We start from the raw sequence: 11062 nt of genomic DNA, 5'->3' as shown, positions 1-11062 counted from the left end.
CTCGGCGAGACGGTTGCGCATGCGGGTGAGTCGCGCGGCGATGGTCGCCGCAGGCTGCCCGGCGGTCTCCTGGAGTCACCACCATCCAGCCGACCCGGGGAGCCCCCGATGCTGTTCCGAAACATCTCTCTCGTGGCCGCGACCACCGCCTCCGGCCTCGCCGCCGGCCTGTTCTACGCGTTCGCGTGCGCCGTCATGCCCGGCCTGCGCCAGACCGACGACAAGACCTTCGTGGACGCCATGCAGCGCATCAACGTCGCGATCCTCAACGGGTGGTTCGCGTTCAGCTTCGGCGGCGCGCTGCTGCTCACGATCCTGGCCGCGTTCGTCCAGTGGCGGGCCGGCTCACACGCCACCGCGTACTGGATCGCGGTGGCGATCGCCCTCTACGTCGCGGTCCTCGTCGTCACGTTCGCGGTCAACGTGCCGCTCAACGACCAGCTGAACGCCGCCGGCGCCCCGGACCGCATCGCCGACCTGGCCGCGGTCCGCGAGCGGTTCGAGACGACCTGGATCCGCTGGAACGTCCTCCGCGCGGTGCTCTCCACGGCATCCTTCGTCGCCCTCGCGTACGCCGTCGTCCGGCGCAGCGCCTAGCCGATCCCCCCGGCGCGCGCACGCGCCCACGCGTCCCGCGCTAACCCGCGCACCCCACTCACGCGCACCCCACTCAGCGCACCACGCTCACCCGCGCACCCCACTCAGCGCACCACGCTCACCCGCGCACCCCACTCACGCGCACCACGCGCACCCGCTCACCCGCGCACCCGCTCACCCGCTCACCCGCTCACCCGCTCACCCGCTCACCCGCTCACCCGCTCACCCGCTCACCCGCTCACCCGCGGTCAGCCTTCCGGACGGTCGAGAATGCGGAGCCACGTCCCGTCGGGCTGCCTGCGGGCCACCTGGGCCCGGCCGCCGGTGCCGTCGGCGGGCCGGGTGGCAGTGAGCGCGAGATCGTCGTGGTACAGCGTCGGCAGCGGGTCCTCGACCTGCTGCTCCGGCATCCGCGTCACGACCTGCTCGAACAGCGCCCGGATCGCGTCCCGGCCGACCGTGGTCTCACCCGGCGGGTACCCGAGCACGGCGTCGGGCTCGTAGAGCGCGGCGATCCCCTCGGCGTCGTTCGCGTTGGCCCGCTCGACGAACAGGCGAGCCAGATCTTCGGGTTTCTGCGCACCAACAGTCATGTTCTTACCTTCGCCCCGGCCGACCTAGACGTCAAAGAGCAGTCCGTTCTGCGAACTAGAATCAGCGGTTATGGAGCTCCGTCAGCTCGAGTACTTCCTCGCGGTCGTCGAGACCGGCAGTTTCACCCGCGCCGCCGCCCAGGTCCGGGTCGCGCAACCGGGCGTCAGCGCCCAGATCCGCCGGCTGGAGCGCGAGCTCGGCCAGCCGCTCCTCGACCGGTCGGGCCGCACCGTGCGCCTCACCGAGGCCGGCGCCGCGGTCGTCCCCCACGCCCGGGCCGCGCTCGCCGCGGTGGACGCCGCCCGGCACACGGTCGACGAGCTCACCGGGCTGCTCCGGGGCCGGGTCTCGGTCGGGATGATCACGTCGTGCGGGCCGCTGGGGCTCCCGGAGATCCTCGCTGACTTCCACCGCAAACACCCGGCCGTCGAGATCACGCTGACCGAAGCCGACTCCGACGACCTGGTCGCCCGCCTCCGCGCCGGGACGCTCGACGCGGCGATCGTCGGCCTCCCGCCGGTGGCGCCGGAGGGCCTCGCGACCCAGATCGTCACCGACGAACCGGTCGTGGGCGCGGTCGCGACCGGCCATCCGCTCCCCGACGAGATACCGCTGGCCGACCTGCGCGAACAGCCACTGATCAGTCTCCCTCGAGGCACCGGCATCCGGGCGCGGCTCGAAGACGCCTGTACGGCCGCCGGATTCACCCCGACGATCGCGTTCGAGGCCAGCGACCCCTTCCTGCTCGCCGACCTCGCAGCCCGCGACCTGGGCCTGGCGATCCTGCCGGCGTCCGTCCTGCAGTCCGAGCCGCCCGGGGTACGAGCGGTCACGCTCACCCCGGAGTTCCGGGGCCAGCTCGCACTCACCTGGCGCCGGCCCGGCCCCACCAACCCCGCCGCCCGCGCGTTCCTCACCGACGCCAGGTCCGCCCTGCCCCACTGCCGGGCATCGGCGCCCACTCCGCCGTAGATCGACGCCCACTGCACCGTAGACCGACGCCCACTGCACCGTAGACCGACGCCCACTCCGCCGTAGACCGACGCCTACTCCACCGTAGATCGGCGCCCACTGCGCCGTAGATACGCACTCGACTCCGGCCGGAACATGCACACGCACGCCGCCAGCACCGCCACCACGTGGATCGACCGGATCGCGATCACCAACGCCACGGTCAGATCCGTCGACGTGAACACCTCCGCCGGCGAGTGACCGGAAGCCAGCCAGCCGATCGGCTCCATCACCAGCGACAACAACCCGAACACCCCGAGCCCGACCGCGAGCACCCAGCGCGCCCACCGCCGTCCACTCCAGAGCCGGAACGTCACGAACAGCACGAGCGCGTAGACCGCGAACCGGAACGCCAGCCCGGCCCCGAGCACGCCGCCCGACTCGCCCCGGGACGCCAGCACCGCCACCGTCCCGATCGCTTCCACCACTCCGGCCCCGACCGCGGCCACCCACCACATCGTCGCGGCCCTGATCGCCGCGGGCGGGCCACCGGACGCCACCGGCCCGGGTACCGGCTCCGGACCCTTTGTCAATAGCCGTTCCGACATCGCACACCCCTCGTTGATTGAAGAAACCTGCGGTAATCCCGCGCCCTACCGAGCGTGCGGCAATTCCATAGAAACGGCGTCCCACCGTGGTATCGCAAACCGCTACCTCTGAGGTATGAAAAATTCCCGGCGCCATAGGTCGACCGGTAAAAGAAATCCGCGATAATGGGTCCATGCCCGAATCCCTCTCGCAGCAGATCTACGCGACCCTGCGGGAGGGCATCATCCGTGGCGACTACCCGCAGGGTTCCCGCTTGGCCGAACAACGGCTCGCGGAGAAACTCGAGGTGTCCCGCGTGCCGTTACGCGAGGCCGTCCCCCTGCTCGAACGCGACGGATTCGTCGAGACCCTGCCCCGGCGCGGCGCGATGGTCGCCCGGTGGTCGATTGGCGCCGCTAAAGACCTATTCGACCTCCGTTCAGTTCTCGAAGTCGGCGCAACGGTCTTCGCGGCGCGCCGGGTAGCGACCGGCGGAACGGTCGAGCCACTCGCCCGCGCGCTGAAAGAGTCGGAGGAGAGCGTCCCTCGCGGCGATCGATATCGCATCGCGCAAACCCGTTCCGCATTTAGTGATGCGATCGTGGAAGTCACCGGCAACGCGTTGATGTCGACGCTCATGCGCCCGATTTCTGGGCGCTTGACGTGGCTGTACTTCCTGACCTCGGAGTTGGACGTCTCCGATCCGGTACTCGGCCACCAGCAGCTCTATCGCGCGATCTCCTCGGGCCAGGAGCGGCTCGCCGAAGCCGTCTCCTATGCGCGCGTCGAGGCCGACCGGCGCGACTCCCTCAACGCACTCGAGCGAATCGGCGTCGAATAGACCTCATTTCACGCCACGTAATTGCGTCAGGCTGCCCGCACCGGCCGGCCCGTCTCCACGTAGGAGACCAGGCTCGACAGCACGAACGGCCAGCCGATCGACACGATCGCCACCTGGTCCTCCGGCAGCGCGTCGTGCGTCACGGTCACCCGCACCCCGTCCCGGACCGGCTCCAGGTCGAACGTCACCCGCGACACCCGGGCCGGGTCGCCCTCCTGCCCGGCACGCGCCCAGGTGTGCGCGAGCCGCCGGGGCGGATCGCATTCGAGCACCTCACCGACGACGTCGAGTCCGCCGTCACTGACCCGGCGATGCTCCCACCGCTCCCCCGGCGTCCAGGTCGAGACGTTGCGGTGCCCCCAGTAGCGCGCGGTGCGCGCCGGGTCGATCAGCGCGTTCCAGACCCGCCCGGGTGTCGCGGCGGCGAACGTGGAGTAGATCAGCACAAAAAGAATTGTCCCGTGCCTTCGGCGCGCCCGTACTGTTTCCGCCATGCAACCCGTCACCGGAGACGACGTGACCGCCGGCGTCGACCTGCTCCGGCACTCGTTCGCCGACGTCCCCGACAACGCCTGGCGGGTACCGGCCGGAGATCTGTCCTGGACCTGCTGGGAGACGGTGGAGCACCTCATCGACGACCTGTTCTCGTACGCGATCCAGGTCGCGGCGTCCGACCCGCCGCGCGACGACCTCGTGCCGTTCGCCTACCACGCGGCGCGCGACGGCGGTCCGATGAACACCCTGTTCCTGCAGCCGAGCGCGAGTACGGCCGGGTTGCTGCAGTCGCTCGAGGTCTGCGGTGTCTTCCTCGCCGGTGCGGTCCGGGACGCTCCCGCCGACCGTCGCGCGCACCACGGCTACGGCCTGTCCGACCCGGAGGGTTTCGCCGCGATGGGCGTCGTCGAGACGCTCGTGCACGGCGAGGACCTGGCCCGCGGACTCGGCCGGTCCTGGCGCCCGCCCGCCGACCTCTGCGCCCGGTCGCTCCACCGGCTGTTCCCGGACGCGCCCACCGACACTGATCCCTGGCGCACGCTGCTCTGGGCGACCGGCCGCAGCCCGCTGCCCGGCTACCCCGATCGCGGCACGAAGTGGCGCTGGGAAGCCCGCCCGGTCGCCGACCGATAAGCCCGTTTTCCGACTGAAGTCGGCGACCTCCGGCCGCAGCCGGAGCACACCTCAGCCCCTACGGTTGACTCGTGAGGGAGTGGCGGAGAGCGCGGATCGACGTCGGCCTGGTCGGGCTGTCGGCGCTGCTCGGCCTGTTCTTCGTCGCCGATTCCCGCCCGGCCTACCCGATCGCCGACCTGGCCGTCGGTGTCCTCGCCGTCGTCGGACTGCTGCTGTCCCGCCGCCGCTGGACCGTCCCGATCGTGATCGGGCTGATTTTTCCGATGGTGGTTTCCGCGACGTCGATGGGCCCGGCCGCGGTCGGGCTCGCGCTCGTCGCCCGCTACCGGTCCTGGCCGACGACGCTGACGGTCGCCGGCCTCCACGCGACGCTGGTCGTCGGCGCGTTCACGCTCGTCGCACGGGACGAGCCCGAGTACTGGACGGCGGTGATCGCGGTGCTCGCCCTCGACACCGCGCTGGTCGCGTCGGGCAAGCTGGTGCGATCCCACCGGCTGCTCGTCCAGTCGTGGCAGGCCCGGGCCCGCGAAGCCGAGGAAGGGCAGCGGCTGCGGGTCGAGGAAGCGCGCCACTCCGAACGCGAACGGATCGCCCGCGAGATGCACGACGTCCTCGCGCACCGGATCTCGCTGCTCGCCGTCCACGCCGGCGCGCTCGAGGTGCGCCGCACGGCCCCCGAGGACGAGCGGCGCGCGGCCGGCGTCATCCGCGAGTCCGCGTACGCGGCCCTGGAGGACCTCCGGGAAGTGATCGGCATGCTGCGCAGCGACGACACGATCGACGACGACCGCCCGCAACCGACGCTCGCCGACGTCCCGGCCCTGATCGAGCAGTCCCGCCAGGCCGGCACCCCGATCGTTCTCGACGACCGGTGCCGCGACGTCGACGCCGGCCCGGCCGGTCGGCACGTCTACCGGGTCGTCCAGGAAGGGCTCACCAACGCCCGCAAGCACGCTCCGAACGCGCCGGTCCGGATCGTGCTCACCGGCCCGTCGGACGGCCTGACCGTCGAGATCACCAATCCGGTGCCGCCGAACGGCCGGGCCTGGCTGCCGGGCGCCGGGAGCGGCCTGGTCGGCCTGGGCGAACGGATGCAGCTGGTGGGTGGCCGCCTGGAGCACGGCCGCACCGACGCCGGCGACTTCCGCCTCTACGCCTGGGTGCCGGCGTCATGACGGTGCGGGTGCTGATCGTGGACGACGACGCGCTGGTCCGCGCCGGTCTGGAGATGATGCTCGGCCAGTTCGACGACCTCGCGGTCGTCGGCACGATCGGTGACGGCGCCGACGTGCTTCCCACCGTCAACAGCATCCGTCCGGACGTCGTCCTGATGGACATCCGGATGCCACTGATCGACGGGCTGACGGCGACGGAGCAGTTGCGGGCCCGGCCCGACCCGCCGGAGGTGATCGTGCTGACGACGTTCGACACCGATCGGCACATCCGGCGGGCGATGCGGGCGGGCGCGAGCGGATTCCTGCTCAAGCACACGCCGCCGACCGAGATCGCGCGGGCCATCCGGCAGGTCGCCGCGGGAGCGCCGATGCTGTCGCCGGACGTGACCCGGCGGGTGATGGCGTTCGCGGCCGAGCCCGCGCCGGACCCGCGCCGGGACGAGGCCCGGCGGCGGCTGCAGGCGCTGTCGGACGGCGAGCGGGCGGTCGCGACGCTGGTCGGGCACGGGCGCACGAACTCCGAGATCGGCCGCGAGCTCCTGATGAGCACGGCGACGGTCAAGGCCTACATGACCCGCATCCTGACGAAGCTCGGCCTGACCAACCGCGTCCAGGTCGCGCTTCTGGTGCACGACGCGGAGTAGCGCGTCACCCGTCCGCGTAGAGGCGGACCACCTGTGCGGCGACGCGAGCCAGCTCGGTACGCAGTGCGGGCGGGTCGAGCACCTCGACCTCGTCGCCGAAGCCGAGCAGCGTGCCGCGGGCCGCGCCGAGCGCGCGGAACGGCAGCACGATCCGGACGTGGTCTCCGTCGGGCACCGACGACTGGTCGCCCGGCACGAGCTGGGGCGCACACATCCGCGTCACCCTCGGGGCGGCCTGCGCCCGCACCCGCAGCGTGACGACCACCGGTTCCCCGCTCGGGCGCTCGACCTCTTCCCGGAGCTCTTTCCAGACCGCGGCCAGGTCGAGGCCGGCCGGCCGGTGGGCCGCGGACGGCAGCACGGCCGCCGAGACGACCCGGGACACCCGGTACATCCGGGGCTGCCGGCGATGCGCGGCGACCAGATACCAGACGCCACCCTTGAACACGAGGCCCCACGGGTCGACCAGCCGCACCCCGGAGCTGCGGCTGCCGGCGTAGCGCAGGCGGAGCCGCCGCCCGCCGAACACCGCGGTGCGCAGCGTCCCGAGCCACCGGTCGGGGTCGGAGCCCCGGAACCAGCCCGACGAGTCGACCACCACGTACCGGGACTGGTCTTCGGCCTGCGGGCGGACCGAAGGAGGCAGACCGGCCGCGACCTTGCGCAGCGCCGAGCGGGCCGGTGCGGAGAGCCCGAGTTGCCCGGCCGGTGTACTGCCGACCGAGGTGAGTACGAACAGTGCCTGTGCCTCGGCCGCGGTGAGCCCGGAGACGTCGGTGCGGAAGCCCGGCAGGAGCGCGCAGCCACCCGCCCGGCCGCGCTCGGCGTACACGGGGAAACCGGCCGCGCTCAGCGCATCCATGTCGCGGAACACCGTGCGTACAGACACTTCCAGACGCCGGGCGAGCTCGGGCGCCGGAAGCTGCCCATGGGCCTGGAGCAGCAGGAACAGCGAGATCAACCGGTCGGCGCGCATGGATCAACGCTCGCATTAAAACCTGTCAGCAGATGGCATGTTTTTCGGGGAAGCTGCGGCCATGAAGATGACGTCCGATCCGCGCCCGCTGTTGTCGTCCGCCCTCGACCAGACCGGGTCGATCGTCCGCGGGGTCGCTCCCGATCAGCGCGCTCTGCCGACGCCGTGTCCCGACTACGACGTCACCCTGATGGAGGCGCACCTGCTCGGCGTGCTCGGCCGGGTCGCGCACGTCGGCGCCGGCGGCGCGCCGTTCGACGTCCCGTCGCTGGTCGAGGGCGTGGACGACGTCCCGGCCGCGTGGGATTCCGCCCGGGCCGCGCTCGAGAAGGTCTGGTCCGACGACGCGGTGCTCGAACGGACGCTGCAGGTGCCGTGGGGGTCGGTGCCCGGGTGGGCGGCCGCGCTCGGGTACGCCCAGGAGATCCTGACGCACGGCTGGGACCTCGCGGTGGCGACCGGCCAGCGCGGCCGGCTCGACGAGTCGCTGGCGGAGGCTGCGCTCGAGGGCATCGAGCAGCGCGTGCCGGCCGAGCCCCGCGGCGGGCACATCCCGTTCGGCCCGGTGGTGGCGCCCAGACCGGGCGCGACGCCCTACGAGCGCCTGGTCGCCTGGCTCGGCCGCGACCCCCGAGCGGTTCCGACTTCTTCATCGGCCGACCGATGAGTTTCGGCGGTGTCCGTCGTTGTACTGATTGACACCGAACACACCGCACCGAGGAGCACCAGTGGAATACAAGCTGGAAGTTGTCATCGTCCCGGTCACCGACGTCGACCGCGCCAAAGCCTTCTACCTCGAGAAGATGGGCTTCCGGCTGGACGTCGACTACAGCGCCGGCGAAGACTTCCGGGTCGTGCAGCTGACCCCGAACGGCTCGGACTGCTCCATCACGCTGATGCGCAACCAGATGGCCCCCGGCTCCCAGCGCGGCCTGCACCTCATCGTCGACGACATCGAAGCGGCCCGGAAGGAACTCATCGGCCGGGGTCTCGACGCCGCGGAACCGTTCCACTTCGGGCCCGAGGGCCAGACCCCGGGTCTCCACCCGGAGCGGGCCAGCTACGGCACGTTCCTGGAGATCCCCGACCCGGACGGCAACGTCTTCCTGCTCCAGGAGGTCACCAGCCGCACGCCCCGGGAACCGTTCGCCGAGTGAACCTCGAACAGCACCGTCGCGAGCTGCACGTCCATTGCTACCGCATGCTCGCCTCGTTCGACGAGGCCGAGGACGCGGTGCAGGAGACGTTCCTGCGGGCGTGGCGGGGGCGGGAGCGCGTCGACGGCAGCCGCGAGATCCGGGCCTGGCTGTACCGGATCGCGACGAACGTCTGCCTCGACGTGCTGCGGAGCAGCCGGTCCTCGCGCCGGCTGCCCGCGGCGGACGCGACGGCGGAGGCGTCCTGGCTGCAGCCCTACCCCGACCAGTTGCTCGACGAGCTGTCTCCGGAGGCCATCACGGTGGCGCGGGAGACGATCGAACTGGCGTTCATCGTCGCGCTGCAGGTGCTGCCGCCGCGGCAGCGGGCGGTGTTCCTGGCCCGGGACGTGCTCGGCTGGCGGGCCGCGGAGGCGGCCCAGTTGCTCGAGATCAGCGTCCCGGCCGCGAACAGCGCGCTCCAGCGGGCCCGCTCGACGCTGGCGACGCAGGTGCCCGCGCGGTCCGAGTGGTCCGCGCCGGTGCTCACCGCGGACGAGAAGGCGCTGCTGGCCGAGTTCGTCCGCGAACGAGGAGAACGATCCGGCGGCGGCGGTCCGGATCGCCGCGCGCGACATCCGCATCACGATGCCGCCCGACCACCTCGACTTCCGCGGTCTGGACGCGATCGCACCCCTGATCGAACGAGCGGTCGGCCCGACCCGCGAGGGCGACTGGCGGCTGATCCCGACCGCGGTCAACCGGATGCCCGCGGCCGCGAGCTACCTGCGGCGTGACGGCGACTCGATCTTCCGGGCGTTCAAGCTGGACGTGCTGCGGATAGCCGACGGCAAGATCGCCGAGATCACGACGTTCGGCGTCTCGACGTTCCCCCCGCTGAACCTGCCGGCGTCCCTCGGGAGCTGACGCGGCCGGCCGTCCCGGGTCCCCTCCGCTGCCGCTCCTCGAGCGGCCTACTCTTCTGCCTGCTTGCGGGCCGCCGCCTTCCGGCGCTTCCCCTCGTGCATCGCCTGCACCCGGGCGACCGGAATCGTGTGCCCCTCCGCGACCAGACCGGCGTCGAGCGCCTGCGGCACCGGCATCGCGTCTGCCCACGGGTCTTTCCCGTCCAACAGTCCGGACGCGTTCCGCAGCGTGAAGTCGCGCGGCGATACCGATTCCAGATCGTCCCAGGGCACCGGGAACGAGACCGGCGTACCGGGCCGGATCCGCGGGCTGTAGACCGAGACGACGGTCGCGCCGCCGGCCCGGGTGGCGTCCAGGAAGACCTTGTCGCCGCGGTCCTCCCGGATGAACGCGGTGGTCGCCAGCTCGGGGTCGAGCCGCTCGGCCCGCACCGCCAGCGCACGCTGCGCGGCGGCGACGTCCTCGTGGCCCACCCCGTCGGCGAGCGGGACGAAGATGTGCAGGCCCTTGGCGCCGCTGGTCTTCACCGCACCGGTCATTCCCAGTTCGTCGAGGGCCCGGCGAACCAGCAGCGCGGCCCGGGCGGCCACCGCGAACGGGTGGCCCTCCGGCGGGTCGATGTCCATGATCAGGTGCGTCGGCCGGTCCCAGTGCTCGGCCCGGACCAGCGCCGCGTGGTACTCGATCGCCCGCTGGTTGGCGAACCAGAGCAGCGTCCGGCGGTCGTTGCAGAGCCCGTAGGTGACCTCCCGCCGGGACGACTCCGCCCAGTGCCTGACCCGCGGCACCCACTCCGGCGTGTACTTGGGCAGGTTCTTCTGCATGAACGGTTCCTGGCCGCGCAACACCCGCATCACCGAGATCGGCCGGTCGTGCAGGTGCGTGATCAGCCGGTCGTGCACGGCGTCCAGGTACTCGACCAGGTCACCCTTGGTCGCGTCGGAGCCGTCGAACAGCGACTGGTCGAGGTTGGTCAGGTTGACGCCGTCCCGCTCGGTCACAGCCGGCCCAGCGCCTCGTCGACGATCTCCTCGGGAGTCTGCCCGCCGTCGATCGCGGCGCCGTTCTCGTCGTCGCCGAGCGGCTCGAGCGTCGCGAACTGCGAGTCGACGAGCGACACCGGCATGAAGTGGTGCTTCCGCTCGGCCACCCGCTGGAGAATTGTCTCTCGGTCGACGTCCACGTGAAGGAACCAGACGTCCGGAGCGCCCTGCCGCAACCGGTCACGGTAGGCGCGCTTGAGCGCGGAGCAGGGGATCACGCCGCCGTCAGCGGCGTGATCGGCGAGCCAGTCGGCGATCCGGGCGAGCCAGGGCCACCGATCCTCGTCGGTGAGCGGATGACCGGCGGTCATCTTCGCGATGTTCTCCGGAGGGTGCAGGTCGTCACCTTCGGCGAAGTCGACCCCGAGCCGCTCGGAGAGCAACTGGCCGATCGTGCTCTTCCCGCACCCGGTCACACCCATCACGACGACGGTCGGCTTCGTTGCGCGCATATCGCCC

16 protein-coding genes are annotated in these 11062 nt (G+C 71.7%); 10 read left to right on the top strand and 6 right to left on the bottom strand.

Features of this window, described 5'->3' with window-relative positions:
- Nucleotides 1-108 precede the first annotated feature (108 nt).
- Nucleotides 109-597 (top strand): DUF1772 domain-containing protein, encoded by a 489-nt coding sequence (locus tag ACIBZJ_RS06125; protein ID WP_395926128.1) that lies wholly within the window; start codon nt 109-111, stop codon nt 595-597.
- 248 nt (nt 598-845) lie between these two features.
- On the opposite strand, the gene ACIBZJ_RS06120 is transcribed toward ACIBZJ_RS06125, so the two are convergent.
- Entirely contained in the window at nt 846-1190 is a 345-nt protein-coding gene (locus ACIBZJ_RS06120; protein WP_395926126.1) for a YybH family protein, read from the bottom strand.
- 70 nt (nt 1191-1260) lie between these two features.
- Between ACIBZJ_RS06120 and ACIBZJ_RS06115 the strand changes: the two genes are divergently transcribed.
- The gene (locus tag ACIBZJ_RS06115; RefSeq protein ID WP_395926124.1) at nt 1261-2163 is read left to right on the top strand and encodes a LysR family transcriptional regulator; all 903 of its coding nucleotides are present in this window, start codon (nt 1261-1263) and stop codon (nt 2161-2163) included.
- Between the two features lie 74 nt (nt 2164-2237).
- Here the strand turns inward: ACIBZJ_RS06115 and ACIBZJ_RS06110 are convergent, their stop codons facing one another.
- Nucleotides 2238-2735, bottom strand: a complete 498-nt coding sequence (locus ACIBZJ_RS06110; RefSeq protein WP_395926122.1) for a hypothetical protein — start codon at nt 2733-2735, stop codon at nt 2238-2240.
- Nucleotides 2736-2923: 188 nt separating this feature from the next.
- On the opposite strand from ACIBZJ_RS06110, the gene ACIBZJ_RS06105 reads away from it, so the two are divergent.
- Nucleotides 2924-3571 (top strand): GntR family transcriptional regulator, encoded by a 648-nt coding sequence (locus ACIBZJ_RS06105; protein ID WP_395926120.1) that lies wholly within the window; start codon nt 2924-2926, stop codon nt 3569-3571.
- A 26-nt stretch (nt 3572-3597) separates the two neighbouring features.
- On the opposite strand, the gene ACIBZJ_RS06100 is transcribed toward ACIBZJ_RS06105, so the two are convergent.
- Nucleotides 3598-4017, bottom strand: coding sequence for an SRPBCC family protein (locus ACIBZJ_RS06100; RefSeq protein ID WP_395926118.1), 420 nt, complete (start codon nt 4015-4017; stop codon nt 3598-3600).
- 46 nt (nt 4018-4063) lie between these two features.
- Between ACIBZJ_RS06100 and ACIBZJ_RS06095 the strand changes: the two genes are divergently transcribed.
- The 3 genes from ACIBZJ_RS06095 (at nt 4064) to ACIBZJ_RS06085 (ending at nt 6521) form a co-directional block, all read left to right on the top strand.
- On the top strand, nt 4064-4699 hold the full coding sequence (locus ACIBZJ_RS06095; RefSeq protein WP_395926116.1) for a maleylpyruvate isomerase N-terminal domain-containing protein: 636 nt from the start codon (nt 4064-4066) through the stop codon (nt 4697-4699).
- Nucleotides 4700-4770: 71 nt separating this feature from the next.
- Entirely contained in the window at nt 4771-5877 is a 1107-nt protein-coding gene (locus ACIBZJ_RS06090; RefSeq protein ID WP_395926114.1) for a sensor histidine kinase, read from the top strand.
- Nucleotides 5874-6521, top strand: coding sequence for a response regulator (locus tag ACIBZJ_RS06085; RefSeq protein ID WP_395926112.1), 648 nt, complete (start codon nt 5874-5876; stop codon nt 6519-6521). Before ACIBZJ_RS06090 ends, ACIBZJ_RS06085 begins: the two co-directional genes overlap by 4 nt.
- A gap of 4 nt (nt 6522-6525) precedes the next feature.
- Here the strand turns inward: ACIBZJ_RS06085 and ACIBZJ_RS06080 are convergent, their stop codons facing one another.
- A complete protein-coding gene (locus ACIBZJ_RS06080; RefSeq protein ID WP_395926110.1) occupies nt 6526-7497 on the bottom strand; it encodes a helix-turn-helix transcriptional regulator in 972 nt (323 codons plus the stop codon).
- 61 nt (nt 7498-7558) lie between these two features.
- On the opposite strand from ACIBZJ_RS06080, the gene ACIBZJ_RS06075 reads away from it, so the two are divergent.
- The 4 genes from ACIBZJ_RS06075 to ACIBZJ_RS06060 all read left to right on the top strand — a co-directional run bounded on the left by ACIBZJ_RS06075 (nt 7559) and on the right by ACIBZJ_RS06060 (nt 9560).
- Nucleotides 7559-8164, top strand: a complete 606-nt coding sequence (locus ACIBZJ_RS06075; RefSeq protein WP_395926108.1) for a TIGR03086 family metal-binding protein — start codon at nt 7559-7561, stop codon at nt 8162-8164.
- A 61-nt stretch (nt 8165-8225) separates the two neighbouring features.
- Nucleotides 8226-8654, top strand: a complete 429-nt coding sequence (locus tag ACIBZJ_RS06070; RefSeq protein WP_395926106.1) for a VOC family protein — start codon at nt 8226-8228, stop codon at nt 8652-8654.
- Nucleotides 8651-9430: a sigma-70 family RNA polymerase sigma factor gene (locus tag ACIBZJ_RS06065; protein WP_395926104.1), complete on the top strand. Its 780-nt coding sequence runs from the start codon at nt 8651-8653 to the stop codon at nt 9428-9430. Before ACIBZJ_RS06070 ends, ACIBZJ_RS06065 begins: the two co-directional genes overlap by 4 nt.
- Nucleotides 9399-9560 carry a hypothetical protein gene (locus ACIBZJ_RS06060; protein ID WP_395926102.1) on the top strand — a complete coding sequence of 54 codons (162 nt, stop codon included), beginning with the start codon at nt 9399-9401 and terminating at the stop codon, nt 9558-9560. Before ACIBZJ_RS06065 ends, ACIBZJ_RS06060 begins: the two co-directional genes overlap by 32 nt.
- Before the next feature lie 47 nt (nt 9561-9607).
- Here ACIBZJ_RS06060 and ACIBZJ_RS06055 read toward each other — a convergent pair whose 3' ends face one another.
- Both ACIBZJ_RS06055 and ACIBZJ_RS06050 read right to left on the bottom strand, forming a co-directional pair.
- Nucleotides 9608-10561, bottom strand: a complete 954-nt coding sequence (locus ACIBZJ_RS06055) for a DNA polymerase domain-containing protein (RefSeq protein WP_395926099.1) — start codon at nt 10559-10561, stop codon at nt 9608-9610.
- Nucleotides 10558-11055, bottom strand: a complete 498-nt coding sequence (locus tag ACIBZJ_RS06050) for a gluconokinase (protein ID WP_395926097.1) — start codon at nt 11053-11055, stop codon at nt 10558-10560. Before ACIBZJ_RS06050 ends, ACIBZJ_RS06055 begins: the two co-directional genes overlap by 4 nt.
- Between the last annotated feature and the right edge of the window lie 7 nt (nt 11056-11062).

The sequence above is a fragment of the Cryptosporangium sp. NPDC051539 genome (assembly GCF_044454545.1).
Lineage (GTDB): Bacteria > Actinomycetota > Actinomycetes > Mycobacteriales > Cryptosporangiaceae > Cryptosporangium.
This window is presented reverse-complemented; position numbering and strand designations above follow the sequence as displayed.

Bases quoted from the DNA above. Each gene is read 5' to 3' on its own strand.
- ACIBZJ_RS06060 (WP_395926102.1), top strand. From the start codon at position 9,399: ATGCCCGCGGCCGCGAGCTACCTGCGGCGTGACGGCGACTCGATCTTC.
- ACIBZJ_RS06095 (WP_395926116.1), top strand. From the start codon at position 4,064: ATGCAACCCGTCACCGGAGACGACGTGACCGCCGGCGTCGACCTGCTC.
- ACIBZJ_RS06075 (WP_395926108.1), top strand. From the start codon at position 7,559: ATGAAGATGACGTCCGATCCGCGCCCGCTGTTGTCGTCCGCCCTCGAC.
- ACIBZJ_RS06085 (WP_395926112.1), top strand. From the start codon at position 5,874: ATGACGGTGCGGGTGCTGATCGTGGACGACGACGCGCTGGTCCGCGCC.
- ACIBZJ_RS06125 (WP_395926128.1), top strand. From the start codon at position 109: ATGCTGTTCCGAAACATCTCTCTCGTGGCCGCGACCACCGCCTCCGGC.
- ACIBZJ_RS06080 (WP_395926110.1), bottom strand. From the start codon at position 7,497: ATGCGCGCCGACCGGTTGATCTCGCTGTTCCTGCTGCTCCAGGCCCAT.
- ACIBZJ_RS06115 (WP_395926124.1), top strand. From the start codon at position 1,261: ATGGAGCTCCGTCAGCTCGAGTACTTCCTCGCGGTCGTCGAGACCGGC.
- ACIBZJ_RS06050 (WP_395926097.1), bottom strand. From the start codon at position 11,055: ATGCGCGCAACGAAGCCGACCGTCGTCGTGATGGGTGTGACCGGGTGC.
- ACIBZJ_RS06105 (WP_395926120.1), top strand. From the start codon at position 2,924: ATGCCCGAATCCCTCTCGCAGCAGATCTACGCGACCCTGCGGGAGGGC.
- ACIBZJ_RS06120 (WP_395926126.1), bottom strand. From the start codon at position 1,190: ATGACTGTTGGTGCGCAGAAACCCGAAGATCTGGCTCGCCTGTTCGTC.